The organism is Zwartia panacis (assembly GCF_030410395.1).
Lineage (GTDB): Bacteria > Pseudomonadota > Gammaproteobacteria > Burkholderiales > Burkholderiaceae_B > Zwartia > Zwartia panacis.
Window position 1 is genome coordinate 127309 of the sequence record NZ_JAUHHF010000001.1, and the last position, 24845, is coordinate 152153.

A 24845-nucleotide genomic window follows, 5' to 3' on the forward strand; every position below is an offset into this window, starting at 1 on the left:
GAGTGTGCGGATGGACTTGACCCCTCGAGAAAAAGATAAGTTACTCATTTTTACTGCGGCCCTACTTGCGGAAAGGCGCCTGGCACGCGGCTTAAAGCTCAATGTTCCCGAAGCGATTGCGCTGATTACGGCTGCGATCATGGAGGGCGCGCGTGACGGTAAAACCGTTGCGACACTGATGGCGGAGGGGCGCAACATATTGACTCGTGCGGATGTGATGGAGGGTATTCCTGAAATGATTCCGGACATTCAAGTCGAGGCGACGTTTCCGGACGGCACCAAACTCGTCACGGTCCATCAACCTATTCAATAAGGAGAGGCGATGCAAACAACATCCATGGTTCCGGGACAAATGCTTGTTCAAGAAGGCGATGATATCGAGATTAACGTCGGTCGCGATGTATTGAGCCTGACTGTGTCCAATACAGGTGATCGTCCTGTTCAGGTGGGTTCGCATTTTCATTTTGCTGAGACCAATGCGGCGTTGTCGTTTGATCGCGCTGCGGCTCGAGGTTTTCGATTGAATATTCCCTCGGGAACAGCGATTCGCTTCGAGCCTGGACAGGCCCGTGAGGTCGAGCTTGTGGCCTTGAGTGGTGATCGCATTGTGTATGGCTTTTCTGGAGCAGTCATGGGGAGTCTGGACCAATGAAAATTTCAAGACAGGCTTATGCCGAAATGTTTGGGCCGACCACTGGGGACAGGATTCGTCTCGCAGACACCTCTCTTTTTGCGCAGGTGGAAAAGGATTTCACGATTTACGGTGAAGAGGTCAAGTTTGGTGGTGGCAAGGTCATCCGGGACGGAATGGGACAATCGCAACGGATGAGTGCGGATTGTGTCGACACCGTTCTCACCAATGCATTGATCATCGATTACTGGGGCATCGTCAAAGCCGATATCGGCATTAAAAATGGTCGTATCTCGGGAATTGGCAAAGCAGGTAATCCGGATATCCAGCCTGGGGTGACAGTCGTGATCGGACCTGCGACCGAAGTCATCGCAGCCGAAGGCATGATCGTGACGGCGGGTGGCGTCGATAGCCACATACACTTTATCTGTCCGCAACAAATCGAGGAAGCCTTGTGCTCAGGCGTGACCACCATGATCGGAGGTGGAACAGGGCCCGCGACCGGGACTTTTGCAACCACGGTCACCCCCGGTCCCTGGCACCTGGCGCGCATGCTCCAATCCCTGGAGTCTTATCCAATCAATATCGGATTGTTGGGTAAGGGCAACGTGTCGTTGCCGGGACCTTTACATGAGCAAATCGAAGCGGGTGCCGTCGGTCTCAAGCTTCATGAGGATTGGGGCAGCACGCCCGCCGCGATCGACAACTGTCTGACCGTCGCAGATCAGACCGATACGCAGGTGGCGATCCATACGGATACGCTGAACGAGTCGGGGTTTGTCGAGGCCACACTTAAAGCCATTGACGGCAGGGTGATCCACACCTATCACACTGAAGGTGCCGGAGGCGGCCATGCACCCGACATTATCCGCGTGTGTGGTGAGCAAAATGTTCTGCCCTCGTCGACGAACCCGACCCGACCCTATACGGTCAATACGCTTGATGAACATCTCGATATGCTGATGGTGTGTCATCACCTCGACGCCTCGATTGCCGAAGACATTGCTTTCGCAGAGAGCCGGATCCGTCGTGAAACGATCGCTGCCGAAGACATCTTGCATGACATTGGAGCATTCTCGATGATTTCATCGGATAGTCAGGCGATGGGGCGCGTTGGAGAGGTCATCATGCGGACGTGGCAGACGGCGCATAAAATGCGTGAGCAACGTGGCTCCTTGAGTGATGGGGCATTTTCTGACCCCTCGACAAGCGATAACTCGCGCATCAAACGATACATCGCGAAATACACGATCAATCCTGCGCTGACGCATGGTATGGCGCATGAGATCGGCTCAATCGAGGTCGGTAAATGGGCGGATCTGGTGTTGTGGCGGCCGGCATTTTTTGGCGTCAAACCCTCGACGGTCATCAAAGGTGGTCAGATCGCCATGGCCGCGATGGGTGATCCCAATGCCTCGATCCCGACACCGCAGCCTGTCCATTTCAGACCTCAGTTCGGAGCTTCCGCACGTGGTATTGAAACCAGTTGCATCACGTTCATGTCTGGTATCTCGGTGCAACGCGGCCTGCATCAGGAGCTTGGCTTGCGTAGACAGATCGCGACGGTGCAGGGTACGCGCACAGTCACCAAGGCCGATATGAAGCTCAACAGCGCCACCCCTCACATTACGGTGAGTCCTGAAAACTACAAGGTTTATGCCGATGGCGTCTTGCTGGATTGCGCCCCTGCGCAGGTGTTACCGATGGCGCAACGTTACTTTTTGTTTTAGGAGTTTCGATGGCGATCATGTTGACGACCCGTATTCCTGCGCAAGAGCGAGCGTCTGGGCAAGTGCAAGCTCTCTCAGAGGTCGATGCGCAATCAGAGTCTATTCCTGTACTGGAACTCACCCTTGAGGATCGGCAGCGTTCACGTTTGGCTGCGATGCTTCCCAACGGACGTGCGGTCGCGGTCATCCTGGCGCGCGGCGAGTCCATGCAGCATGGGGATGTGCTTTGCGGTGAGGGCGGTGAACAGGTGCTCGTCCAAGCCGCACCTGAGTCGCTCATGCTGATCCGGGCATCCAATGCGTTCGAGCTCATGCGCATTGTGTACCACTTGGCGAATCGGCATGTGCGGGCGATGTTGCTCCCTGATTCTGTGTTGATCGAGCCTGATCCTGTTCTTGCAGAGCTTGTCCGACGCCTTGGAGGCACAGTGGAGCAGACTCGCCAGCCTTTTCTTCCCGAGGGGGGCGCTTATTCTGCCAATACGGGTGGTCACTCGCACTCACATTCTCATCACCATCATCAACATCCGAGTGAATGTGGCGTCGAGCTTCAGGACGAAGCGATGGGTCAGATCGGCGAACAACTTTCCATAGCAGCCCATGCGCGATCCAAAACTTAATTCCCTTCTGGCGGCTTTGCATCTGGCGAGTCCGGCCTTACCTGTCGGAGGATTCGCGTACTCGCAAGGCTTGGAGCAAGCGATCGAGGATCGGTGGGTCACCGATATGGAACAGGCTTACCTCTGGATTCGTGATGGTTTGCTGCTCAATTTGGCCCGTCAGGAGTTGCCGTGGTGGTTGCATTGTTATGACTGCGCTGCACGACAGGACTGGGCTCTGCTGAAGCTGGGTAATCAACAACTCAGCGCGTTGCGGGAAACCTCTGAACTCAGACTCGAATCCCTCCAGATGGGGTATTCAATGGCAAAACTCTTTGGACAGTGGCCTCTGGCACATGCTCTGGCCCAGTTTAGGGACATGACCTGGTCTTATCCTGCAGCCTATGCCGCACTGGCAGCCTGTAGCGGGGTAGAAAAGGAAACGGCACTGGCAGCATATTTGTGGGGATGGATTGAAAACCAGGTGTTGGCGGCCATTAAAACCGTTCCGCTCGGTCAGGTCGAAGGTCAACAACTGTTACACCGGCTCAAGGATGATATTGCTCAGGCTTGTTTGATTGCCCAGCAGACCAGTCTCTCCGATGCCGGCACCGCTACATTCGGTCTGGCGATGGCAAGTGCAAGGCATGAGACGCAGTACAGCAGATTATTCAGAAGTTAAAAATAAGGAACACGAACATGACACAACTTTCCAATCCTTTGCGTGTAGGGATCGGCGGCCCTGTGGGTTCTGGAAAAACGACCTTGGTCGAAGTCCTTTGTAAAAGGATGCGCGACCAGTACAAACTCGCTGTCGTGACAAATGACATTTACACCAAGGAAGACGAGCGATTGCTCGTCGCGGCAGAGGCGTTGTCAGCGGACCGAATCATGGGCGTTGAAACAGGTGGCTGTCCGCATACGGCGATTCGCGAGGACGCGTCGATTAATCTCGAAGCAATTGACCGCATGCAAAAGCGTTTTCCAGATCTTGAGCTGATCTTTATCGAGTCCGGTGGAGATAATCTGGCGGCGACTTTTAGTCCTGACTTATCGGACCTGACGATTTATGTGATTGATGTGGCGGGTGGAGAAAAAATTCCTCGCAAAGGTGGTCCGGGTATCACGCGCAGTGATTTGCTGGTGATCAACAAAACGGATCTCGCACCGTATGTGGGCGCCAATCTGGACGTGATGCGCCATGACACGGCGCGCATGCGTGTCGATCGCCCCTGGGTCATGACCAACTTGAAAACAGGCGAGGGTCTGGACGAGGTCATCCGTTTTATCGAAAAATCAGGTTGCCTGGTTCGTTCGTGAAAAACTGCGTCTGGACAAGACAGGTCCGATTAACGGACCTGATTATTTGCGCACCAGATGAATCCATCCATCGTCGAGCCAGTCTGCAAGTGCTTCGAGTGCATCTTTCGACAGGCGTTTAGCCGCGGGATCCGTTCCGGCAAGCTCCCGTGCATCGGCCAGTCGCTTGAGTCCCGCTTCGGCTTTCACCAAGGCGGCTTCGCCGTTGATGAAGAGTTGTTGACCACGATAGAGCATACGTGTGCGACGATCCAGTACCCAGTGCGTATAGGCTTGCGTATCTTTTTCTGAGTCCTGTTCCTCGTCCAATTCATGCGAAAGCGGGCTGTCAAAGACAGCGGCCTGATTAGGCTCGGTGAGCCAGCACCCAAGAAAGCGTGTGGCAAGCGCATGATCAAAGCGGATTTTGCTGGCTGCAGCGATCGCAGCCTCTGTCAGTCGCTCGGGGATTTCAGCAGGATGGGCCACGGCGGGTTGACCCGGATCCCGATAGAACTTGTCTAGTGCAGGTCCGGGCAGGGCAGGTTCGCCGTAGGGACCGCTGGTAACGCCAGCGCGAGACAGAATCTGGTCGGCCGCTGCCTCGAGCATGCCACGCGCCAGAGCTGCCTCGTCGGGTGCGCGAAAACCAATCGAAATTGTCATACAGTCATCCAGTGCGATGCCATCATGAGCGGCTTGCGGGGGCAGATACAGCATGTCCCCCGGCTCGAGCACAAACTCTTGTTCAGGTTCAAAATTTTGCAAAATCTTGAGTGGCAAATCAGGTACGAGCGATAAGTCTTTTTGCTGACCGAACTTCCAGTGTCGACGACCTTGTGCCTGCAAAAGAAAAACGTCATAACTGTCAAAATGCGGACCGACGCCTCCACCTGCAGTGGCAATGCTAATCATGAGGTCATCGAGTCGCGCGTCCGGTACAAAGCGAAACTGGTTCATCAGCGCGCAGGCCGCGTCATCATGGATATCAACGCTTTGTACCAACAACGTCCAATGCGTCTCGGACATTTTGGGCAAGCGACTGAAGGGACCGACTTCCATATTCCATTCGTCCTGGTCCCGCCAGATGAGTTTGGACTCAACATCGTCGCGCTTGCTCATTTTTTTGAGTGTTGCCATTGAGACGGGAGGCTTGAAGTTTTTGAAAGCCTGGCGCACGAGTAAGGGTTTGCGCTGCCAGTAGGTTTTCATGAATTGGGAAGGGGTGAGTCCACCCAGGAGGGCGAGGGGCTGATCCGTGTGCATACAAAACCTAAGGTAATAAATTCTTGAGTTGATAAAGCGCGTCGAGTGCCTCGCGCGGGCTGAGCCTGTCGGGATCGAGCTCGTTGACCGCTTGTTGAAGCGCAGCTTGCGCCTCTGCGAGATCACTGGGGATCTGGATTGTGCTCTGCGCGGGGGTGACCTCGCCAAACAATCCAAGCTGAGGTGTGGGTGCGCCTTGGGATTCGAGTCGTTCGAGCTCGCGGGTCGCATGCCGGATCACGGCAGCTGGCACACCTGCGCGTTGCGCAACTTGAATGCCGTAGCTGCGGCTGGCGGGTCCGTCTTTGACTTCGTGTAAAAAAACGATCCCGGACGGAGACTCCGCTGCGGCAAGGTGCACGTTGGCCGTGTTGGGTTGCTCGTTGGGCATGCGCGTGATTTCAAAATAATGCGTTGCAAAGAGTGTCAGAGCGCGATTGTGGGTGACGAGTCTTTGCGCAATGGCCCAGGCGAGCGCCAGGCCGTCATAGGTCGAGGTGCCACGTCCGATTTCATCCATGAGGACGAGACTGTGGGCAGAGCTGGAGGCCAAGATCGCGGCGGCCTCGGTCATTTCCATCATAAAGGTCGAACGCCCACCCGCGAGATCATCCGCTGCGCCGATGCGCGTAAAAATCCGATCCAGGGGACCAATCGATGCCGCGCGAGCGGGCACAAAACTCCCGATCCGGGCGAGCAAGGCAATCAAGGCGACTTGACGCATGTAGGTGGATTTACCGCCCATGTTGGGCCCCGTGATCACCAGCAGTGCGCGGTGCGGATTCAGGCTGCAGCTATTTGGCGTGAAGCGTTCGATTGAGCGTTCTACGACCGGATGGCGACCTGCCGTGATTTCAATGGCAGTGTGATCGAGCAAACTCGGGGCGACCCAATCGTGATGCTGCGCATGATGCGCGAGTGCGACCAATACATCGAGCTCCGCGCAGGCGCTTGCACATTGTGACAAAGCTTGCGCCATGGGCATCAGTTCTTGCAACACTTGCTCGAAGAGCCATTTTTCGCGAGCGAGCGACCGATCCTGGGCGGAAAGAACTTTGTCTTCCCAGGCTTTCAGCTCGGGCGTGATGTAGCGTTCTGCATTTTTGAGCGTTTGACGACGACGATAGTCTTCGGGAACTTTGTCTGCCTGCGCGCGACTGACTTCGATAAAAAAGCCGTGAACGCGATTGAATTCCACGCGCAAGGTCGAGATCCCTGTGCGAGCGCGTTCACGCGCTTCGAGCTCAAGCAGGTAGGCGCCGTTATCCGTGGAAATCGCACGCAACGCATCGAGCTCAGCGTCATAACCAGTGGCAATGACACCGCCGTCCCGAACTTGAACGGCAGGTTCAGCGTCAATAGCCGCCAACAATAAGCTTTCCATGCCGGGAGGCGGAAGCAAATGCTGTGCAAGTTCCTGCAAGCGAGTGTGCAGGCCGTGCTCAGATGATTGCGCTGATGCGATGAGTTCTTGCAGTTGGGGCAAGGCACCAAAGGCATCGCGCAAGCTCGCGAGCTCGCGGGGTCTGACCGACAGAAGTGCGATGCGAGTCGCGATACGTTCCAGATCGGGCAGGACGTTCAAGGCTGTGCGTAGCGATTCCAATACCGAGGTCGCATGCAATAGTTCACTGCGAGCATCGCTTGCTTGCATGAGGGCGGAGATCGCCTGTTGACGTGCCAGCACAGGCGCGTTGTCTCTCAAAGGGTGGTGAAGCCAGCGTCTTAAGAGTCGCGCGCCCATTGGGGTGCGGCAACTGTCCAGGACAGAAAAAAGCGTGGGCGCCTCCTCTCCGGACAGCGTGCGCGTGAGCTCGAGGTTGCGGCGCGTGGCAGGATCCATCAGCACATACTGGCTGGCACGATCTGCGCTCAGAGTCTGAATGTGAGCCAAGCCGTGCGCTTGGGTACGACCCGCGTAACGGATCAGTGCGCCTGCCGCGCAGATGGCGGCGGGCAGATCATCGACGTCAAAGCCCGAGAGTGATTGGGTTTTGAAATGCGCAAGCAATTGTGCCTGTGCCTGTTCGGCTTCAAAGTGCCAAGAAGGGACACGCGCAGTCGCGCAGCTGAGCGTCATGTCCAGCTCCGCATCGTCGGCGATGATGATCTCGGCAGGTTCGATGCGATGCAGTTCTGAATCCAGCGCTTCTGGGGCGCACTCCGCGAGTTTGAATTCGCCACTCGCAACGTTGAGCCAGGCAAGTCCGGCACGAGGTGTTTTACTGCCCTTGCGCGAGATGAACACTGCCGCGACGCATCGATCCGCTTTGGCCGGCAGGAGTGCTTCGTCAGTCAGCGTGCCAGGTGTCACGATGCGAACAATTTTGCGTTCGACAGGACCTTTACTGGTGGCCGGGTCACCGATTTGTTCACAGATCGCCACAGAGACGCCTGCCGCGACAAGCTTGGCCAGATACTGTTCGGCTGCGTGATAGGGTACGCCTGCCATCGGAATCGGTGCACCATTCGAGGTGCCACGACGGGTCAGCGTGAGATTGAGCAGGCGCGCGCCGCGCTCGGCGTCCTCATAAAACATTTCATAGAAATCCCCCATGCGATAGAGCAGCAGCAAAGGACCGGCCTCAGCCTTCAGACGCAGATATTGCTGCATCATGGGCGTGTGTTGCTCAGTGTTGGCGGGCGTGAGTGCGTTGTCTTGCATAGGTGTGTTTTTCGGGGGATTGCCGCTCATCTGGGGAAGCCTTTAGTGTAAGCCACCGGGATAACAGACTTCTCTATAATCAATCAAATAAATGCGTTTCGTGACAAGGTGAAACAAACATGATCTCTAAAATCGTGCCCGATTTACAGGCGGCTATGGCTGGTATTCAGGATGGGTCAACCGTTCTGATCGGCGGCTTTGGCGGCGCTGGGCAGCCACATGAACTGATTGACGGCCTCATCGAGCAGGGCGCGCGCGAGCTGACAATCGTGTGTAATAACGCAGGATCGGGCGACAAAGGTATTGCAGCATTGTTGGCTTCAGGCCAGGTCCGTAAGGTCGTCTGTTCATTTCCGCGTCAGGCGGACTCGTATGTGTTTGACCGGCTCTATCGCGCCGGCAAACTCGAACTCGAATTAGTACCCCAGGGGACGCTGGCCGAGCGTATCCGGGCTGGTGGCGCAGGGATCGGCGGATTTTTCACGCGCACGGCGGTGGGTACGCAATTGGCCGAGGGTAAAGAGGTCCGTACGATCAACGGTCAGGATTATGTACTCGAAGGACCGATTGTGGCGGATGTCGCCGTGATCCGCGCGCATCGCGCCGATCGTTGGGGCAATCTTGTTTATCGCAAGACGGCACGCAATTTTTGCCCCGTGATGGCGACTGCCGCCAAGCTCACCATTGCGCAGGTCAATGAAATCGTCGAGCTCGGCGAGCTTGACCCTGAAGCAATCGTCACGCCTGGCGTCTATGTCAAACGCGTTGTGCGCATCCCGGCTCAAGCTGCCAAAGGTTAATCATGAAACGTATTTCAAGAGACGAGATCGCCGCACGCGTGGCGCGCGATATTCCAGAAGGTGCAGTCGTGAATCTTGGCATTGGTTTGCCGACCAAGGTTGCCAACTATTTGCCTCAAGACAAAGATATTTTCCTGCAAAGCGAAAACGGTGTGCTTGGGATGGGACCCGCTCCCGCACCCGGTGAAGAGGACTGGGATTTGATCAACGCGGGCAAACAGCCCGTGACCTTGCTGCCTGGCGGCAGTTATTTTCACCATGCCGATTCGTTTGCCATGATGCGTGGCGGTCAATTGGACATATGTGTGCTGGGTGCGTTTCAAGTTGCGGTAAATGGCGACCTCGCCAACTGGTCCACCGGCGAGCCCGATGCGATTCCCGCGGTCGGCGGCGCAATGGATTTGGCCGCAGGTGCGAAAGATGTTTTTGTCATGATGGAATTGCTCACCAAGGACGGTCAGAGCAAGCTGGTCAAGCGCTGTACCTATCCTTTGACGGGCTTGGGTTGCGTGTCACGGGTCTACACCGATATCGCGGTCTTTCAGATCGAACCTGGCGGTGTCGTTAGGGTGGTGGACGACGTGTCCGGCGCTGGCGAGCAAGAGTTGCGCCGTTTGACCGGGCTGGGAATGGATTTGTTGTTCTAGGTCGCGTGGGACTTTAGCCGTTTACTCATCGACGAGCTTACTGAGTTTTTGAGTATCAAGTGGCGGTGAGGCATCCTGTATTTTGGAGCCCATCGCCTCGAGTGACTGACACAGATTTGAGATCCGCGCATCTTGCCTGGCGACATGCGTGATCAGTTCATTTAAAACTTTGTTCAAGGGATCGGCCGCGCCGGGATCGACCGCGTAGGCGATATTTAAAATAGCTGGGGTGGCGGGAGTGCTTTGCGCCTCCGTCTCTTTTTCAATCACGCGTGCAGGATTACCCACTGCCGTGGCGTGCGCTGGAACGGGTTTGACCACAACAGCGTTGGAGCCGATACGTGCACCGTCACCCACCAAAAAACCTCCCAGGACTTGGGCACCTGCACCGACCACGACGCCTTTGCCCAGTGTCGGGTGCCGCTTAGCCCCTTTGTACAGGCGTGTGCCGCCCAGTGTGACGCCTTGGTAGATGGTGCAATCGTCACCGATTTCCGCCGTCTCGCCGATCACGACACCAAAGCCGTGGTCAATAAAAACCCGCCGCCCGATTTTGGCGCCAGGGTGTATTTCGATGCCTGTCAAAATACGGCTCAGGTGCGAGACAAAACGACCCAGCCAATAAAACTGTGCGTTCCACAAACGATGCGCCAGGCGATGCGCCATGATGGCGTGCAGCCCCGGATAGCACGTCATTACCTCGAGCTTGCTGCGTGCGGCGGGGTCCCGCTCAAGAATGCAAGCGATGTCTTCGCGGATGTTTTTAAACATGTTGATGATCCTACCGCATGAGGGAATATCGTTTGATATTAACCAGATTAAACGGATTTAAACGGGTGGTTTGTTATGCAGAGGGTATGCGCTTGTGAGCCGTCGCAATCATGGCGGTGCAGACACCGCGCATCATGTCGACCTCATCTTTGGTTAAATCCGAGCGATTGAACAAATGACGCATGCGCGGCATCAGTTTTTTTGGATGTTCGGGGTCTAAAAAGCGAACGGCTTCGAGAGCCTCTTGCCAGTGCGCGAGTAACGCTTGCACCGATTCGCCACTCGCGGGTTGATTGCCAGGGTGTTTGGCCACTGGCCTAGGGGTAATCAAGGAGGCCGAACGTGGCGCCGTGCCGCCTTGGAGCAAGGCGTAACGGAGCTCCCAGGCGCCGAGCTGCATAGCTTGGGAGACATTGAGCGAACTGTAGGCAGGATTGGCCGGGATATGGCACACGCGGTGGCAGAGCTCGATGTGCTCGTTGGTCAGCCCTGAGCGTTCCGTCCCCACCACAAGCGCGATGCGGCCCTCTGGGTGCTCGCTCAGATGTATTTGGGCCATCTGTGCCGCTTCACGGATGTCGCAGGCAGGTGGCCCCAGCTCGCGTTCGCGGGCCGTTAAAGCAAAAGCGAGGGTGACCGGGGCCAAGGCATCTTTAAGGTTGTCAAAGGTCTGGGCTCGGGACAACACATCGCCGGCACCGCTGGCCAGGGCGATCGCCTCAGGCTGAAGGGCGATTTCAGGGGTTTTCGGGGCGACGAGCACCAGTTCTTCGAAGCCCATTGTCTTGATCGCACGAGAGGCCGAACCGACGTTTCCGGGGTGGCTGGGCTCGGTCATAATGAAACGAACACGGGAAAAATCGGAAGTCATTTAAAATTCTGCTTTGCTTAATAGAAAACCTACGCTCATGCACCCGATGCTTAATACCGCCATCAAGGCGGCCCGGCGCGCCGGAACCATTATCAACCGTGCGAGTCTCGAACTTGATCGATTGCAAGTTGCCCGCAAAGGGCCCAGAGATTATGTCACGGAAGTCGATCGTGCCGCCGAAGAGGCCATCATCGATGTGCTTCGTACTGCCTATCCCGATCACGCCTTTTTGGGTGAGGAGTCTGGCTACCAGGGCGGTGACACCCCCGAGGGTGAAGTACCCGCCAACGAGTGGGTAATCGATCCTCTGGATGGTACGACCAACTTTATTCACGGTTTTCCCACCTATGCGATCTCCATCGCGCTACGGCAGTCTGGTCAGGTCACGCAAGCTGTGATTTATGACCCTGCCCGCAACGAAATGTTTACCGCGAGCCGTGGCGGCGGCGCGTTTCTGAATGACCGACGTATGCGCGTGTCGACCCAGTTGAAATACCACGATGCCTTGCTGGGTGCGCGCTGGCCTGGTTCAATCGGCCCAGACGAGGCTTCGCAGCCTCGTTTCATGGAAATGGCGCGCCAGTGCGCGGGTGTTCGTCGCACAGGCTCAGCGGTGCTGGATTTAGCGTATGTCGCCGCGGGGCGCTTGGATGGCTTTTGTGGCCTCGGTCTCAAGCAATGGGACATGGCTGCAGCGAGTCTGATGGTGCTCGAGGCCGGTGGTCTGATCGGCGATCTAGAGGGTGAACAGACTTGGATGGAAACTGGCAACGTGATTGCGGCAACTCCCAAAATCTTTACCCAGATGTTGGGTCACCTCCGTGTTTAAGCCTTAAAAGAGGGTTTGAAACCCACTTTTTTAAAAGTTTTACTTAGTATAAGGGTGTCGCGACAAGAGTTTGATCGGGTACTATAGAAGGCTGATCAACTCTTGGAGCCCTCAATGGAGTGGCTGCTCGACCCAACGATATGGGTCGGACTTTTAACGCTCGTGGTGCTCGAGATCGTTCTCGGCATCGACAACCTGATATTCATCGCTATCCTTGCGGATAAGCTGCCTCCCGCCGAGCGTGAACGCGCCCGGGTGATAGGACTCTCCCTCGCGCTCATCATGCGCCTGGGCCTGTTGGCTGGTATGTCTTGGCTGGTACAACTCACCGCGCCACTCATCGGATTTTGGGGTTTTCAGCTCTCCGGCCGGGATCTGATCCTGATTGTGGGTGGATTTTTTCTGCTGTTCAAAGGCACGCTCGAACTTCATGAGCGCCTGGAAGGCAAGCGCCTTGAGTCAACGAATACGCGTGTCTATGCCAGCTTCTGGGTCATCGTGACCCAGATTGTGGTGCTGGATGCGGTGTTTTCTATTGATGCAGTGATTACGGCTGTTGGTATGGTCGATCAGTTGTCAGTCATGATGACTGCCGTGGTGATTGCGATGGTCATCATGCTGCTTGCATCAAAACCCCTGACGCGTTTCGTGAATGCCCATCCTTCGGTGGTGGTGTTGTGTCTGGGCTTTTTGCTGATGATTGGCTTTTCGTTAGTGGGCGAGGGCTTTGGTTTCAAAATCCCCAAGGGCTATTTGTATGCGGCGATTGGCTTTTCAGTCCTGATCGAGTCGCTCAATCAGCTGGCGCGTCACAAAGGTCTCAAACTCGAGTCGAAAAGGCCCATGCGGGAACGCACGGCTGAGACCGTTTTGCGCATGCTGGGCAAACGCTTGCCTGATGAAATCGTCGAAGCTAAACCGACGCCTCAAGGTCAGCCCGAGGCGATCGCCTTTGGAGTCGAGGAGCGGAACATGGTCAGCGGCGTACTGACCCTGGCCGAGCGCTCTATCCATTCCGTGATGACTCCCCGCACAGAAATTTCCTGGATCAACCTGGATGACGATCCCCAGGAAATCCAAAAGCAGATCTCCAGGGTCCCGCATAGCTTTTTTCCTGTTTGCCGGGGCTCAGTGGACGATGTGGTCGGGATTGGCCGAGCCAAGGAAATGATTGCTGATTTGCTGACGCACGGCAATATTCGTCGCGCTGGACTGCGTGAGCCGATAATCGTCCACGATACGATCAGTATTATTCGACTGATGGACACTCTCAAGCGTTCGCGTGGACAGCTGGTGCTCGTGGCCGACGAGTTTGGCGCGATTCAAGGACTGGTCACGCCGATCGATGTGTTCGAAGCGATCGCGGGCGAGTTTCCGGATGAGGATGAAACGCCAGATATCGTGCCAGATGGAGAGGGACAATGGCTGGTGGATGGTGCGGCCGATCTACATCATCTGGAACAGGTGCTGGAGACTGAAGGCCTGGTAAACGAGGATCAGGAGTACACCACGCTGGCAGGTTATTTGTTGGCGAGGTTTGGTCAGTTGCCCTCAAGGGGCGATCAGTGTGAATTCAAGGGCCAGCACGCGAACTTCAAGTTTGAAGTAATGCACATCGATGGTCGCCGGATTGCTCAGGTCAAGGTCAAGCGACTGGCCGAAGAAACTGAAGACATGACAGGGTAAGTCAGTCTTCAGTGCTGTCACGCATCGAGTGTTGAGATTGAACCTAAGCCTGATCCAGATCGAACAGTGCTGGACCATCCTCGTCGATCACCATCCAGCCACCGCGCATCTTGCCTGCAGGGGCTGAGGATTCGCAGTCCCAGTCTGGTAAGACCCAACGCTCACAGATGCGACCATCGACGCTCAATACATTGCGACCTGGGCGATGCGTATGTCCATGCACCACCAAGGAGACTCCGGCTGTGCGAATTGCAGCGGCAACAGCATCGGCGTTGACATCCATGATTTCCATCGATTTGGTCTGATTGGCCACCATGCTTTCGCCGCGCGCCTGCGCTGCCAGACTTAAGCGTTCGGGAATGCTCTTGGACAAAAAGCCGGACTGCCAGGCGGGGTTGCGTACCATGGTTCTGAATTGCTGGTAGGCCACATCATCCGTGCAGTATTCGTCACCATGACTCAGCAGCATTGTGCGCCCGGCAATTGTCACGAGCACCTGCTCTGGCAGCAGTTGTGCACCCAGCCCTGCGACGAGTGCTCCACCCATGAGAAAGTCGCGATTGCCACGCCCCAGCCAAACGGGAATCTGGGCCGCACACGCTTTGATGGCCATGAGATCCTGCGCGAGCCAGGGTGGTGCTACAACGGCGACATCGTCACCGATCCATGCATCGAAAATATCGCCAGGCAACAGCAAAGCCGAAGCCTCGCTGGCAGCGAGCTTTAAGAAATCACGGAAAGCTTCTGCGGTGCCGGTCGTGTGTTGCCCGAGATGAACATCCGAGGCAAGCCAGACCGGACCGTCAAGTTCAATCTTATTCAAGGACGACAGCCTTTGTGATCACGAGATCGGTGGTGGGGACGTTTTGATGGAAACCGCTATTGCCAGTAGGCACGCCTTTCATCTTATCGATGACGTCCTGACCTTCGACCACCTCGCCAAATACTGCGTAACCCCAGCCTTGGGCTGTTGGCGCAGTGTGATTTAGGAAGTCGTTGTTGGCGACGTTAATGAAAAACTGCGCAGTTGCCGAGTGTGGGTCGCTGGTGCGTGCCATGGCCAGAGTGTATTTGTTGTTCTTCAAGCCGTTGTTGGCTTCGTTTTCAACAGGTGCTTTGGTGGGCTTTTGCTTGAGACCTGGCTCAAAACCGCCGCCCTGAATCATGAAGCCATCGATGACACGGTGGAAAATCGTACCGTCAAAAAAGCCGTCTTTGACGTAGGCCAGGAAATTCGCCACAGTCTTGGGGGCTTTTTCAGCGTTAAGCGAAATGATGAAATCGCCCTGGTTGGTGGACATTTTGACGCGGGGTGCTGTGCTCATGGAAGTAACGCCTTGTTTTTGAGTCGAGTTGGAAGGAGGGGCCGCTTGGGCCGACAAAGACACCAGTGGAATCATACCGACCAGTGCGAGGCAACGCATGACACGCAGCCCGTAAGAGGAAAAGTTGGCAATACTCATTTAGTGGAACCCTCAAGCAGTTCTTTGACACGTTTGATTTTTGGTCCGAGACCGGATACCCCAGCTTGCTCGGCACTTTGATAGGCACGCAATGCGAGGTTGAGCTGCACATCACCCAGATTAGCCTGCGCAATAGAGTATTTAGGATTGATCATGATCGCCATTTCGAGCGCGCGTCTGGCCTGGTCGAGCTCGTTGCGTTTGACGTATAGCGCGGCAAGGTTATTCCAGGGCTCTGGCAGCTCGGGAAAACGACCCGTCATCTGAAGGTAGATCGCCTCGGCCTCGGCAGTGCGATTCATCTCAGCCAAAATTCGCGCGTGCAAAAACATGAGCTGCACGTCTGTGCCGGGAGTGTGGCGCATGGCCTCCACAGCTTGGCGAGCCTCGACGGTTTGCAGGGCTTCTTTGAGGCGGCCCGCGCGAATCAGGCCATCAATACGGTTTGAGATTTCAGTGGGCGTGAGCGGGACGCTGGTATCGACAGAGGGGGCGAGCGCTTCCAGCAGTTTTGCCAGGCCATCCCAGCCACCGTCGGGAACCTTGTCTCCCAGGACCGCGTTGGGCGCATTGGGTACAGCCGGAGGCAGACTGTTGCGCGGCGTCCGGTTTGCACCGGTATCCGTGGGGTCGCTGGACAATGGGTTCAAGGTGGCGGGGGTACTGCCACCCAGGTTCAGCTGGGCGAGCGCAGGCTGGTGCATCAGCACCGGCAGGCAAAGCGCGATTGCCGTGGCCGTCCATCCTGCCATGGTCGCGATCGAACGCGTACTTTTCACCAGCTTCAAGTCGTAAAACCCTCAATTGCTATACTTGTAGATCTGCATTTTAGCCCTGCTTTTGACTGACCACACGCATGCTACAGATCTACGACTCATTGTCTCGCTCCAAGCGCCCCTTTCGTCCGGTACAACCCGGTAAAGTAGGGCTTTACGTGTGTGGAATGACTGTCTACGACTACTGCCACCTGGGCCACGCCCGAATGTTGGTGAGTTTTGATGTGGTCCAGCGCTGGCTGCGTGCATCTGGCTATCAGGTCCAATATGTGCGCAATATCACGGATATCGATGACAAAATCATCCGTCGCGCGGTGGAGACTAACCGTCGGTTGGGTGAGGTGACCTCCTATTACATCGATGCGATGCATGCTGATGAGCGAGCTTTGTCCGTTCAGTCGCCGGACCATCAGCCCTGCGCCACCGAGTATGTCGGCGATATGCTTGACATCATTGGCAAGCTTGAACAAAAGGGTTTGGCCTATCACGCGGTCGATGGCGATGTGAATTTCTCCGTGCGAGAGTTTCCTGAGTACGGCAAGCTTTCAGGCAAATCCCTCGATGACTTGCGCGCAGGCGAACGTGTGGCTGTCGCTTCCTCCAAGCGAGATCCACTTGATTTTGTCCTGTGGAAATCCGCCAAGGAGCACGAACCAGCCGACACGCGCTGGGATTCGCCTTATGGCTGGGGACGTCCTGGCTGGCATATTGAGTGCTCGGCCATGAGTAAAGCCCTCTTGGGATTGCCGCTCGATATCCATGGCGGCGGCCCGGATTTGAAGTTTCCTCATCACGAAAACGAAATCGCGCAGACTGAAGGCGCTTTTGGTGGCACGCTGGCCAACAACTGGATGCATTGCGGTCCGTTGATGGTCGATGCTGAAAAAATGTCCAAATCACTGGGCAATTTCCGCACCATCCGTCAAACAATTGGCGTGTTGGATCAGGCCTCTCAACAGGGGCAACCCGGTGTGACTGAGTCGGCAGAGTATGAGGTCAATCCTCGCGAAGCTGAAATGCTGCGTTTCTTTATTGTGCGCAACCACTATCGCAGTGCGCAAAATTACGCGCCTGACAATTTGATCGATGCGCAGTTGTCACTCGATCGTCTTTATCAGACGCTTCAAAACTGCCCACCCTCTTCAGGGTCGGTTGAGATTGACTGGAAGTCCCCCCAAGCCACTGCCTTTCGCGAGGCAATGAACGATGACTTCAATAGCGCCGGTGCCGTCGCGGCGTTGTTCGAGCTGGCGAGCGAGGTCAATCGCAGCAAAAGTACGGCACTGTCCTCACAGCTCAAGGCACTGGCCGAGCTGCTGGGCATATTGCAGAAAGATCCGGCTTTGTATTTCAAGAGCCCTACCCGCTATACGCGGCGCGCGACCCAGCGCACGAGTGAGGAGGGGGCGTCTAGTGAGGTGACGACTGCGGCGGCTGCACTTTCCGAGTCAGAAATCGAAGCCTTGATCGCGGCTCGGGCGGCTGCTAAGGTTGCGAAAAATTTCGCCGAAGCCGATCAGATTCGTGCGACACTGAAAAACGCAGGAGTCGAGCTTGATGACAAGCCCGGCGGCCTGACTCAGTGGCGCCGTGCCTGAGGTTGATTCCATGCCCCGTTCTGATATCGCTTTAGGTAAGCCCGAATACTGGGATTCGGCGACCGCTCAATTGATGCGGCGAGACCGCATCATGAAAAAAATTATTCCCAAGCATCCAGATATTTTTCTGACGACGCGTGGCAATCCCTTCGTCACACTCGCCCGCTCGATCATCGGTCAGCAAATTTCTGTGAAAGCGGCTGAATCTGTTTGGCAGAAATTTTTGCTCGAATGTGGAAAACGCCCAACCCCGCAGAGCGTGCAAGCCGCAGGGATGGAGCGTCTGCGTGCAGCTGGACTCTCCGCGAGAAAATGTGAGTACATCATTGATTTATCGACACATTTCCTCGATAAACTGGTGCGTCCACAAAAGTGGGCCAGCATGGAAGACGAGGAAGTCATTGCCGAGTTGACCGGTATCCGTGGCATCGGACGCTGGACGGCAGAGATGTTTTTGATTTTTAATCTTCAGAGGCCTAATATTTTGCCGCTTGATGATGCGGGATTATTGAAAGCAATCTCGTTACACTATTTCAGCGGTGAGCCCGTCTCCCGTTTTGAAGCCCGAGAAGTGGCCCAGGGATGGCAACCGTGGTGCACGGTCGCGACTTGGTATTTATGGCGCTGTTTGGATCCCACCCCGGTGGAATACTAAGCGCACCCCAGATTGAATGAGCACACACTGACATGCGCAATACTTTTCTCGAATTTGAACAACCCCTTGGTGAACTCGAGGGCAAGATCGAACAGCTGCGCTATGTGCAGGCGGATTCGGCCGTCGACATTTCCGATGAAATCAGTCGTCTGCAACAAAAAAGTCAGACGCTCGCCAAAGAGATTTACTCAAAGCTCACGCCTTGGCAGACTTCCATGGTCGCCCGTCATCCCCAGCGTCCTTACACGCTGGATTATGTGCGCGAGATCTTTACCGATTTTCATGAATTGCATGGTGACCGCATGTACGCCGACGATTTATCGATCGTGGGTGGCATGGCGCGTTTTAACGGTACACCTTGCATGGTGATTGGCCATCAAAAAGGTCGCGACACCAAAGAGCGCGCCGTGCGCAATTTTGGCATGCCCCGTCCCGAGGGTTACCGCAAAGCGATGCGCCTGATGCGCCTGGCTGAAAAATTCAACCTTCCCGTGTTTACCTTTGTCGATACTCCGGGCGCATACCCAGGCATCGGTGCCGAGGAGCGCGGACAGTCCGAAGCCATCGGTCACAACCTCTACGCCATGGCTGAGCTCAAGGTACCCATCATTTCCACCATCATTGGTGAGGGCGGTTCGGGCGGTGCCTTGGCGATCGCGGTCGGTAACGTTGTCTTGATGTTGCAGTACTCCACATACTCGGTGATTTCCCCTGAAGGTTGCGCGTCGATCTTGTGGCGCAGTGCGGACAAGGCTTCCGAAGCCGCCGCGGCGCTCGCGATCACCGCGGATCGCCTCAAAGAGTTCGGTTTGATCGACAAGATCGTGAACGAACCCGTCGGTGGTGCGCATCGCGATCCGCGCGTGATGGCGCGACTGCTGCGTCGCTCTCTCGCGGATGCGTTGCGTTCACTGTCAGGCATGACGCCACAGCAGCTGATCGACCACAGACTCGAGCGGTTGTTGTCCTACGGCAGTTTCCAAGAGGTGCGCGCCTAAGGGCGGTGCCTCGGGTGCCTCCTTACGCGCTTGCTTGCCCATTTTTATGCAAAGCGCCTGGCCTGATGCGCCCGTCCGGGCACTCCAGCAGGCGCTTGCTGATCTCCCCGCTGAGCAGGCAGTCGCTGTCGCACTGAGTGGCGGCACTGACTCTGTCGCACTCGCTTTGGTTGCGACGCAGGTGTGTGCACAGCGTGGTCAGTCTCTTTATTTTTTTCACATCCACCATGGATTGATGCCCGAGGCGGATGCCTGGGTTGCGCATCTGAGCGAGCTAGCGCTCTTGCTCGATGTGCCCTTGGCGGTGCGCCACGTCCAGGTTGATCTCGAGCAGGGACTGGGTATCGAAGCCTCGGCGCGCGAGGCACGTTATCAAGCGCTTGCTGCGCTAGCAAGTGAACATCAGGTGGGTGCGATTTTGCTCGCACACCATCAGCAGGACCAAGCAGAAACGGTGTTGCTGCGCTTGTTGCGCGGGGCAGGGGTGCTGGGCCTGAGCGCCATGCAAGACGATGTGTCGCGCCAGGGCATGCGTCTCCTGCGTCCCTGGCTGGACATTGAACGTGCCCAGCTGGTCGCCATCGCGCAGGCGTTCGCTGCCCGCACAGGATGGCAAGCCGTTGAGGATCCGAGTAACGCAGACCCACAATACAAGCGGGGGGCGTTCAGAACTGAACTTGTCCCCGTCCTAGAAAAACACTGGCCCGCTTGGCGCCAGACGTTGGTGCGCCATGCCCGACAGGCCGCCGAGGTGTCAGAGGTTTTGGATGAGGTCGCCGCCTCGGACTGGTTGACTCTTGACCCTGATGCATCCGGGCAAAGCTTCAGTCTCAAGGCCTGGCGTGACCTGAGTCCACCCCGTCAGGCGCTGGTGCTGCGCTATTGGCTCGGCCAGCAGCAAGTGGCCATGCCCGGAGAGCGCCGGCTGGCTGATTTAATGCGCCAATTGAGGCAATTGCATGCTCTCGGACACGATCGAGAGCTGTTGTGGCAACATGGTTCCCATATTGTGCGGTGCCTGCGCGGGCGAGTATCGCTCTGTTCGGGCTAAAATAGCGGACTTTGCATCTGTCTATCCGTTTTTACCCTTCATCATGTCACTCATCGTTCATAAGTACGGCGGGACCTCTATGGGATCCGTCGAGCGCATTAAAAACGTCGCGCGTCGCGTTGCCAAATGGCATGCGGCTGGTCACCAGGTTGTGGTGGTTCCCTCCGCCATGTCAGGCGAAACCAATCGCCTGCTCGGTCTGGCCCGCGAGATCTCCGAGTCCGCTGATGGTCGCGAGCTCGATATGATCGCCGCCACCGGCGAACAAGCTTCGAGTGGCCTACTGGCCATCGCGCTCCAGGCCGCGGGCCTTCAGGCCCGTAGCTATGCCGGTTGGCAAGTCCCCGTGCGCACCGATTCCGCCTACACCAAAGCACGCATCACCGCGATCGACGACAAGCGCATTCGCGCCGATCTCGATGCCGGACGCGTTGTCGTGGTGACAGGTTTCCAGGGCGTGGACGACGAGGGTCACATTACGACCCTTGGACGCGGTGGTTCGGATACCTCCGCGGTCGCGGTCGCAGCCGCGCTCAAGGCAGACGAGTGCCTGATTTACACAGACGTGGATGGTGTCTATACGACCGACCCGCGTGTTGAGCCCGATGCCCGCCGTTTGAGCGTCATCTCTTTCGAAGAAATGCTCGAAATGGCCTCGCTGGGTTCGAAGGTTTTGCAGATTCGCTCGGTGGAGTTCGCGGGTAAATACCGCGTGCCCACCCGCGTGTTGTCATCGCTGACCGACCCTGACATTCCGCTGGACGAGGAAATGCGCTCCGGCACCCTGATTACTTTTGAGGAAGACGAAAAAATGGAAGCAGCTGTTGTCTCGGGCATCGCCTTTAGCCGCGACGAAGCCAAGGTTACTTTGCTGGGCGTGCCCGACAAGCCAGGCGTCGCTTACGCCATCTTGGGCAAAGTCGCCGACGCGAATATCGACGTCGACATGATCGTGCAAAACCAGTCCGTGGCCGGTACGACCGACTTTTCCTTTACGGTTCACCGCAACGAGTTCGCCCGCACGCTCGCCTTGTTGACCAGCCAGGTCGCACCCGCCGTTGGCGCAAGCTCAGTCGTGTCAGACGACAAAGTCGCCAAGGTCTCGATCGTCGGTATCGGTATGCGCTCACATGCGGGCGTGGCAAGCCTGATGTTCAAAACACTGGCCGCAGAAAATATCAATATCCAGATGATCAGCACCAGCGAGATCAAAACTTCCGTGTTGATCGAGGACAAGTACATGGAACTGGCCGTGCGTGCATTGCACAAGGCTTTTGGTCTAGAAACTGCTGCACCGACCAAGATTTAAGGTCCTTGCAAGAGTCAAAAAAGGCGCTATTCGTCATGCTAGAATAGCGCCTTGGTTTGGAGGCGTGCCCGAGCGGCTGAAGGGGCTCCCCTGCTAAGGGAGTATATGCGCTAAAACGTGTATCCAGGGTTCGAATCCCTGCGCCTCCGCCAAGTAGTAAGTGTTTATGAGGCTCTTCAGGGGGTCAGTCGCAACGTGGTACCACTTGTGGTGCCAGTCTTGTAGGGGTATCAGCCGAATCCCTGGAGCAAAATCCCGCTTGTATGTCTGCCGCCAGACAGTTTGACCGACACATATCCAATACCTGAAAGTCGTGCCTTTCCACTTGAGACAAGGAGAACGGCATGGGTAGCTCAACACAGTTTGACCAGGAATTGTTCGCAGAACAGCATGCCGATCTGATCTAGGCGCTTTCGGTATTCCGAGGCAAGGGCGACGACCAGGATAGCGAGGGCGCAGCCCTGAACATGCTCGGGCTACTGGCGCAGTACGGCTGCACAGACCTCATTCGTAGATCGTCAATTACAGCCTTGGGCGCGAAGCGTACCTAGGTCTAGGCATACAGCTGCTTGTTGACATTGCGTTCCCCAGTAAGGTTTTCTGATCGCCTGCCCAACGCCAGCCTTGTACTCGGTCCGTTGAGCGTAAGTGCTCGGAGGATGGGACTGCTGGTGCCACTTGAAGGAAATGCTGATCCGCCCCCTGGGGTAGCACCGCTCACCCGAGCTCTGATGGTTACCCCCTCACTCAGAAATTTTCAACAGTTTCAGACTTTCAGCTTACTCCCTCCCACCGCTCGACCTTGTCGGTGTCTCAACTAAGGTGATCACCAAGAGATGCTTGTCACATCTGGCGCATGATGTTAAGTTTAGCTTGCCCCCAGAGCTCAGACCTGCCACCATGATCTATGCCATCTACTTCGTTGCGTTCTATCTGGGCTTCTTAGCCTTTGCTCTGGCGCAGCTGCTTGATCGGCATAACGCAGCTAATCGGCCAGCAAATCCAGCATCGATGCGCTGGGCTGCGCGCTTTGGAGCTGCATGTGTTCTAGCGCTTACCATATTCGGGCTCTCGAAGTTCGCCTGGTACGTCCCATTGCTCGCATATCTATCCGTTGCGCTCACAGCAGGTACGGTTCGCTATCGAGCGCGCCGTTCCCCGAAAGCGCTAAGTATCGAGATCCTATGCGGCGCGAGCAGTGTATTTCTTACGATTCTCAGTTTCCAGCTGGTGGACTAGCCCAAGGAGTTGCGCATGTCACGTCCATCATCCAGCAACAAGTACTGTCAGGCAGGAAACGACCCGTTCCATTCACAGGCTTCCGCGAAAAGACTGCCCCAAAGCCGCCTCACAGCCGTCCAAATACTGTGGCTAATGGTAATTTCCTGTCAATGCCGATCCGGCTTCAGCATTGCAGTAACACGGGCTGGTTTGTGCGACTCGATCGAAAAGACGATACTCGTGCCCACGTTAGGATGACGTACTTAACAACCAAAAGATAATGCCCTATGACGATAGACGAGTTGGTAAACGCGGCGAAATTCACTGTGCTGATCGGCAAGAACGGCGCTGGTAAAAGCACGCTGTTGCGCTCACTGAATGCTGGCGATCGGCCTCATATTAAGTACGTATCTCCCGAGCGAGGCGGAACGCTCAAATACGATCCAAACGTCGACAACAACATTAATTCCAATGAGGCGTGGCTTAAGCAAACTAGACAGACGAACAGGTTTGAGCAATTTCGCCAGCAAAGCGCTGCACAGTTCAGAAACCTTGAAACGGCAGTGCTTCGCGAGATCGAGAAAGAGGCCGAAAAACGTGCCGACTCAACATATACATTTGATGTCATTCTTGAGCAGATAAACGAACTGCTTCCAGCAATTAGGATGATCCGCAACGACAAAGGTGGCTTCTCGGTCCAGACGAAGTCTGGACAGCCGCTTGATGAGGCGAATATATCCAGCGGTGAATCAGAGCTGATTGCGTTAGCCATCGAGGTGTTGGTGTTCTCACGCCAGTCAATGGCAAACAAGATGCTCTTGTTGGATGAGCCTGACGTGCATCTTCATCCAGACTTACAGCAGCGTTTTACCTCGTTCGTAGAAACAGTCGCAGTTGCACATGATCTTCGCGTCGTTATTGCCACTCACAGTACAGCAATCATTGGGGCCTTCTCGAAGAGCGCTGATCTTCAAATTGTTCCGATCTCAAAGAGAGATCAATCCGATTTCGCCACCTTCAGTCGGTCAGGGGTTTGCGAAGAAATTCTGCCAATTTTTGGCGCTCATCCCCTTTCGACTGCTTTCAATCGATCACCTATAGTGCTGGTGGAAGGAGACGACGATCGGCGCGTCTTAGAGCAAGTTATTCGTTCGGGTGGAGGTAGGTTTGCACTGGCGCCGTGCGTCGTTGGCAGTGTCACTGAACTTTCGGATTGGGAAGACTGGTTAAATCGGTTTCTCCCGGTCCTGTATGACACGCCAAAGGCCTTTTCCCTGCGTGACCTTGATGATGCTCAGGAGGCTGACATCAATGATCTCGACCACGTGCGTCGCATCCGATTGAACTGCTATGCAGTAGAAAACTTGCTTCTGTCCGATCAGGTGCTCACTGCTCACGGATTCAGTGCCGATGCCTTTAGGACTGCTCTGCAGGCACGCGTGGAACGTATTCCAGATCACAAATACACAGGTGCTTTGCGTGCTCTTGTTGATGACTTCGAGAACCGTAGGACTCGGAACATCAAAGACGTTCGCAACATTCTTGTCGCTGAACTTGGTAGCAACAAACCGTGGGAAGTGCTATTAGGTCAGTTGATTGCGGCCGAGGTTGCGACCGTTAACCTAAGTGAACATTCCATTCAAACCTACCTCGGTCCAAAGGCCATGACATATCTCTTCCATTGACGGTTCTCCGCGGACACTCTTGAATCGCGGAAGCTGCCGTTCGGGAATGTCAGCTCCTGGCCGAAACCGGCTGTTATGAACTCAGTTATGGCTTGATCTGACATACACTGTCTGATCAAGTTTGAGTTAGTGCATCTAAATCAATCTAAGACCTCTTAACCTGTCCATCTTGATCTATGCCGTCTACATCGTTGCATTCAACCTTGGGCTGCTTGCCTACGTGATCGCGAGATTGATTAACCGGAAGTCACCGATACACCAGCCATTGAGACCTGCACCCATGCGCTTTAGCTCC

At 55.7% G+C, this 24845-nt stretch carries 23 protein-coding genes and 1 tRNA gene; 17 read left to right on the forward strand and 7 right to left on the reverse strand.

All coding sequences use genetic code 11. The features are described 5' to 3' along the window. The first annotated feature begins 10 nt into the window (after positions 1 to 10). Genes QWY30_RS00605 through ureG form a run of 6 tightly spaced genes read left to right on the forward strand, consistent with a single transcriptional unit; the run spans position 11 to position 4280 of the window. On the forward strand, positions 11 to 313 hold the full coding sequence (locus QWY30_RS00605; protein ID WP_290237292.1) for an urease subunit gamma: 303 nt from the start codon (positions 11 to 13) through the stop codon (positions 311 to 313). Between the two features lie 24 nt (positions 314 to 337). Then, positions 338 to 652 (forward strand): urease subunit beta, encoded by a 315-nt coding sequence (locus QWY30_RS00610; RefSeq protein ID WP_290237922.1) that lies wholly within the window; start codon positions 338 to 340, stop codon positions 650 to 652. After that, positions 649 to 2361 carry an urease subunit alpha gene (ureC, locus tag QWY30_RS00615; RefSeq protein WP_290237293.1) on the forward strand — a complete coding sequence of 571 codons (1713 nt, stop codon included), beginning with the start codon at positions 649 to 651 and terminating at the stop codon, positions 2359 to 2361. The genes QWY30_RS00610 and ureC overlap by 4 nt, the downstream gene beginning before the upstream one ends. Positions 2362 to 2369: 8 nt before the next feature. Beyond that, the gene (locus QWY30_RS00620; RefSeq protein ID WP_290237294.1) at positions 2370 to 2981 is read left to right on the forward strand and encodes an urease accessory protein UreE; all 612 of its coding nucleotides are present in this window, start codon (positions 2370 to 2372) and stop codon (positions 2979 to 2981) included. Next, a complete protein-coding gene (locus QWY30_RS00625) occupies positions 2962 to 3642 on the forward strand; it encodes an urease accessory protein UreF (RefSeq protein ID WP_290237295.1) in 681 nt (226 codons plus the stop codon). Before QWY30_RS00620 ends, QWY30_RS00625 begins: the two co-directional genes overlap by 20 nt. Before the next feature lie 17 nt (positions 3643 to 3659). Beyond that, a complete protein-coding gene (gene ureG, locus QWY30_RS00630) occupies positions 3660 to 4280 on the forward strand; it encodes an urease accessory protein UreG (protein ID WP_290237296.1) in 621 nt (206 codons plus the stop codon). A gap of 42 nt (positions 4281 to 4322) precedes the next feature. On the opposite strand, the gene QWY30_RS00635 is transcribed toward ureG, so the two are convergent. Together QWY30_RS00635 and mutS are read right to left on the reverse strand one after the other, a co-directional pair. Then, positions 4323 to 5525, reverse strand: coding sequence for a cupin domain-containing protein (locus tag QWY30_RS00635; protein WP_290237297.1), 1203 nt, complete (start codon positions 5523 to 5525; stop codon positions 4323 to 4325). Positions 5526 to 5532: 7 nt separating this feature from the next. Beyond that, on the reverse strand, positions 5533 to 8190 hold the full coding sequence (gene mutS / locus QWY30_RS00640; protein WP_435433345.1) for a DNA mismatch repair protein MutS: 2658 nt from the start codon (positions 8188 to 8190) through the stop codon (positions 5533 to 5535). Positions 8191 to 8309: 119 nt separating this feature from the next. Here mutS and QWY30_RS00645 point away from each other — a divergent pair, with 119 nt between their 5' ends. Beyond that, positions 8310 to 8990: a 3-oxoacid CoA-transferase subunit A gene (locus QWY30_RS00645; protein WP_290237298.1), complete on the forward strand. Its 681-nt coding sequence runs from the start codon at positions 8310 to 8312 to the stop codon at positions 8988 to 8990. Positions 8991 to 8992: 2 nt separating this feature from the next. Beyond that, entirely contained in the window at positions 8993 to 9637 is a 645-nt protein-coding gene (locus tag QWY30_RS00650) for a 3-oxoacid CoA-transferase subunit B (protein WP_290237299.1), read from the forward strand. A gap of 21 nt (positions 9638 to 9658) precedes the next feature. On the opposite strand, the gene cysE is transcribed toward QWY30_RS00650, so the two are convergent. Both cysE and QWY30_RS00660 read right to left on the reverse strand, forming a co-directional pair. After that, entirely contained in the window at positions 9659 to 10408 is a 750-nt protein-coding gene (cysE, locus tag QWY30_RS00655; protein WP_290237300.1) for a serine O-acetyltransferase, read from the reverse strand. A 73-nt stretch (positions 10409 to 10481) separates the two neighbouring features. Continuing rightward, positions 10482 to 11279 carry an RNA methyltransferase gene (locus QWY30_RS00660; RefSeq protein WP_290237301.1) on the reverse strand — a complete coding sequence of 266 codons (798 nt, stop codon included), beginning with the start codon at positions 11277 to 11279 and terminating at the stop codon, positions 10482 to 10484. A gap of 37 nt (positions 11280 to 11316) precedes the next feature. On the opposite strand from QWY30_RS00660, the gene QWY30_RS00665 reads away from it, so the two are divergent. Together QWY30_RS00665 and QWY30_RS00670 are read left to right on the forward strand one after the other, a co-directional pair. Then, positions 11317 to 12108, forward strand: coding sequence for an inositol monophosphatase family protein (locus QWY30_RS00665; protein WP_290237302.1), 792 nt, complete (start codon positions 11317 to 11319; stop codon positions 12106 to 12108). A gap of 114 nt (positions 12109 to 12222) precedes the next feature. Beyond that, positions 12223 to 13794, forward strand: coding sequence for a TerC family protein (locus tag QWY30_RS00670; protein WP_290237303.1), 1572 nt, complete (start codon positions 12223 to 12225; stop codon positions 13792 to 13794). A gap of 43 nt (positions 13795 to 13837) precedes the next feature. Here the strand turns inward: QWY30_RS00670 and QWY30_RS00675 are convergent, their stop codons facing one another. The 3 genes from QWY30_RS00675 to QWY30_RS00685 are packed head-to-tail and all read right to left on the reverse strand — an operon-like array spanning position 13838 to position 16036. Beyond that, entirely contained in the window at positions 13838 to 14617 is a 780-nt protein-coding gene (locus tag QWY30_RS00675) for a UDP-2,3-diacylglucosamine diphosphatase (protein ID WP_290237304.1), read from the reverse strand. Then, on the reverse strand, positions 14610 to 15218 hold the full coding sequence (locus tag QWY30_RS00680) for a peptidylprolyl isomerase (RefSeq protein WP_290237926.1): 609 nt from the start codon (positions 15216 to 15218) through the stop codon (positions 14610 to 14612). Before QWY30_RS00680 ends, QWY30_RS00675 begins: the two co-directional genes overlap by 8 nt. 35 nt (positions 15219 to 15253) lie before the next feature. Further along, positions 15254 to 16036 (reverse strand): tetratricopeptide repeat protein, encoded by a 783-nt coding sequence (locus tag QWY30_RS00685; RefSeq protein WP_290237928.1) that lies wholly within the window; start codon positions 16034 to 16036, stop codon positions 15254 to 15256. Between the two features lie 77 nt (positions 16037 to 16113). Between QWY30_RS00685 and cysS the strand changes: the two genes are divergently transcribed. The 7 genes from cysS (at position 16114) to QWY30_RS00720 (ending at position 24550) form a co-directional block, all read left to right on the forward strand. After that, a complete protein-coding gene (gene cysS, locus QWY30_RS00690; RefSeq protein ID WP_290237305.1) occupies positions 16114 to 17631 on the forward strand; it encodes a cysteine--tRNA ligase in 1518 nt (505 codons plus the stop codon). 10 nt (positions 17632 to 17641) lie between these two features. Then, positions 17642 to 18286 carry a DNA-3-methyladenine glycosylase family protein gene (locus QWY30_RS00695; protein WP_290237306.1) on the forward strand — a complete coding sequence of 215 codons (645 nt, stop codon included), beginning with the start codon at positions 17642 to 17644 and terminating at the stop codon, positions 18284 to 18286. A 32-nt stretch (positions 18287 to 18318) separates the two neighbouring features. Continuing rightward, complete coding sequence (locus QWY30_RS00700) at positions 18319 to 19284, forward strand: acetyl-CoA carboxylase carboxyltransferase subunit alpha (protein WP_290237308.1); 966 nt, start codon at positions 18319 to 18321, stop codon at positions 19282 to 19284. A 46-nt stretch (positions 19285 to 19330) separates the two neighbouring features. After that, on the forward strand, positions 19331 to 20335 hold the full coding sequence (gene tilS / locus QWY30_RS00705) for a tRNA lysidine(34) synthetase TilS (protein ID WP_290237310.1): 1005 nt from the start codon (positions 19331 to 19333) through the stop codon (positions 20333 to 20335). A gap of 43 nt (positions 20336 to 20378) precedes the next feature. Beyond that, entirely contained in the window at positions 20379 to 21644 is a 1266-nt protein-coding gene (locus QWY30_RS00710; protein WP_290237930.1) for an aspartate kinase, read from the forward strand. A 58-nt stretch (positions 21645 to 21702) separates the two neighbouring features. Continuing rightward, a tRNA-Ser gene (locus QWY30_RS00715) sits at positions 21703 to 21796 on the forward strand. Between the two features lie 1356 nt (positions 21797 to 23152). After that, positions 23153 to 24550 (forward strand): AAA family ATPase, encoded by a 1398-nt coding sequence (locus tag QWY30_RS00720; protein WP_290237313.1) that lies wholly within the window; start codon positions 23153 to 23155, stop codon positions 24548 to 24550. The last annotated feature ends 295 nt before the right edge of the window (positions 24551 to 24845 follow it).

What these genes read in the sequence shown, in the direction of transcription:
- QWY30_RS00650 (WP_290237299.1), top strand. Translation starts at nt 8,993, where the DNA reads ATGAAACGTATTTCAAGAGACGAGATCGCCGCACGCGTGGCGCGCGAT.
- QWY30_RS00665 (WP_290237302.1), top strand. Translation starts at nt 11,317, where the DNA reads ATGCACCCGATGCTTAATACCGCCATCAAGGCGGCCCGGCGCGCCGGA.
- QWY30_RS00620 (WP_290237294.1), top strand. Translation starts at nt 2,370, where the DNA reads ATGGCGATCATGTTGACGACCCGTATTCCTGCGCAAGAGCGAGCGTCT.
- tilS (WP_290237310.1), top strand. Translation starts at nt 19,331, where the DNA reads ATGCAAAGCGCCTGGCCTGATGCGCCCGTCCGGGCACTCCAGCAGGCG.
- QWY30_RS00605 (WP_290237292.1), top strand. Translation starts at nt 11, where the DNA reads ATGGACTTGACCCCTCGAGAAAAAGATAAGTTACTCATTTTTACTGCG.
- QWY30_RS00645 (WP_290237298.1), top strand. Translation starts at nt 8,310, where the DNA reads ATGATCTCTAAAATCGTGCCCGATTTACAGGCGGCTATGGCTGGTATT.
- QWY30_RS00610 (WP_290237922.1), top strand. Translation starts at nt 338, where the DNA reads ATGGTTCCGGGACAAATGCTTGTTCAAGAAGGCGATGATATCGAGATT.
- ureC (WP_290237293.1), top strand. Translation starts at nt 649, where the DNA reads ATGAAAATTTCAAGACAGGCTTATGCCGAAATGTTTGGGCCGACCACT.
- ureG (WP_290237296.1), top strand. Translation starts at nt 3,660, where the DNA reads ATGACACAACTTTCCAATCCTTTGCGTGTAGGGATCGGCGGCCCTGTG.
- QWY30_RS00660 (WP_290237301.1), bottom strand. Translation starts at nt 11,279, where the DNA reads ATGACTTCCGATTTTTCCCGTGTTCGTTTCATTATGACCGAGCCCAGC.
- cysS (WP_290237305.1), top strand. Translation starts at nt 16,114, where the DNA reads ATGCTACAGATCTACGACTCATTGTCTCGCTCCAAGCGCCCCTTTCGT.
- QWY30_RS00710 (WP_290237930.1), top strand. Translation starts at nt 20,379, where the DNA reads ATGTCACTCATCGTTCATAAGTACGGCGGGACCTCTATGGGATCCGTC.
- QWY30_RS00700 (WP_290237308.1), top strand. Translation starts at nt 18,319, where the DNA reads ATGCGCAATACTTTTCTCGAATTTGAACAACCCCTTGGTGAACTCGAG.
- QWY30_RS00625 (WP_290237295.1), top strand. Translation starts at nt 2,962, where the DNA reads ATGCGCGATCCAAAACTTAATTCCCTTCTGGCGGCTTTGCATCTGGCG.
- mutS (WP_435433345.1), bottom strand. Translation starts at nt 8,190, where the DNA reads ATGCAAGACAACGCACTCACGCCCGCCAACACTGAGCAACACACGCCC.
- QWY30_RS00635 (WP_290237297.1), bottom strand. Translation starts at nt 5,525, where the DNA reads ATGCACACGGATCAGCCCCTCGCCCTCCTGGGTGGACTCACCCCTTCC.
- cysE (WP_290237300.1), bottom strand. Translation starts at nt 10,408, where the DNA reads ATGTTTAAAAACATCCGCGAAGACATCGCTTGCATTCTTGAGCGGGAC.
- QWY30_RS00695 (WP_290237306.1), top strand. Translation starts at nt 17,642, where the DNA reads ATGCCCCGTTCTGATATCGCTTTAGGTAAGCCCGAATACTGGGATTCG.
- QWY30_RS00670 (WP_290237303.1), top strand. Translation starts at nt 12,223, where the DNA reads ATGGAGTGGCTGCTCGACCCAACGATATGGGTCGGACTTTTAACGCTC.
- QWY30_RS00720 (WP_290237313.1), top strand. Translation starts at nt 23,153, where the DNA reads ATGACGATAGACGAGTTGGTAAACGCGGCGAAATTCACTGTGCTGATC.
- QWY30_RS00680 (WP_290237926.1), bottom strand. Translation starts at nt 15,218, where the DNA reads ATGCGTTGCCTCGCACTGGTCGGTATGATTCCACTGGTGTCTTTGTCG.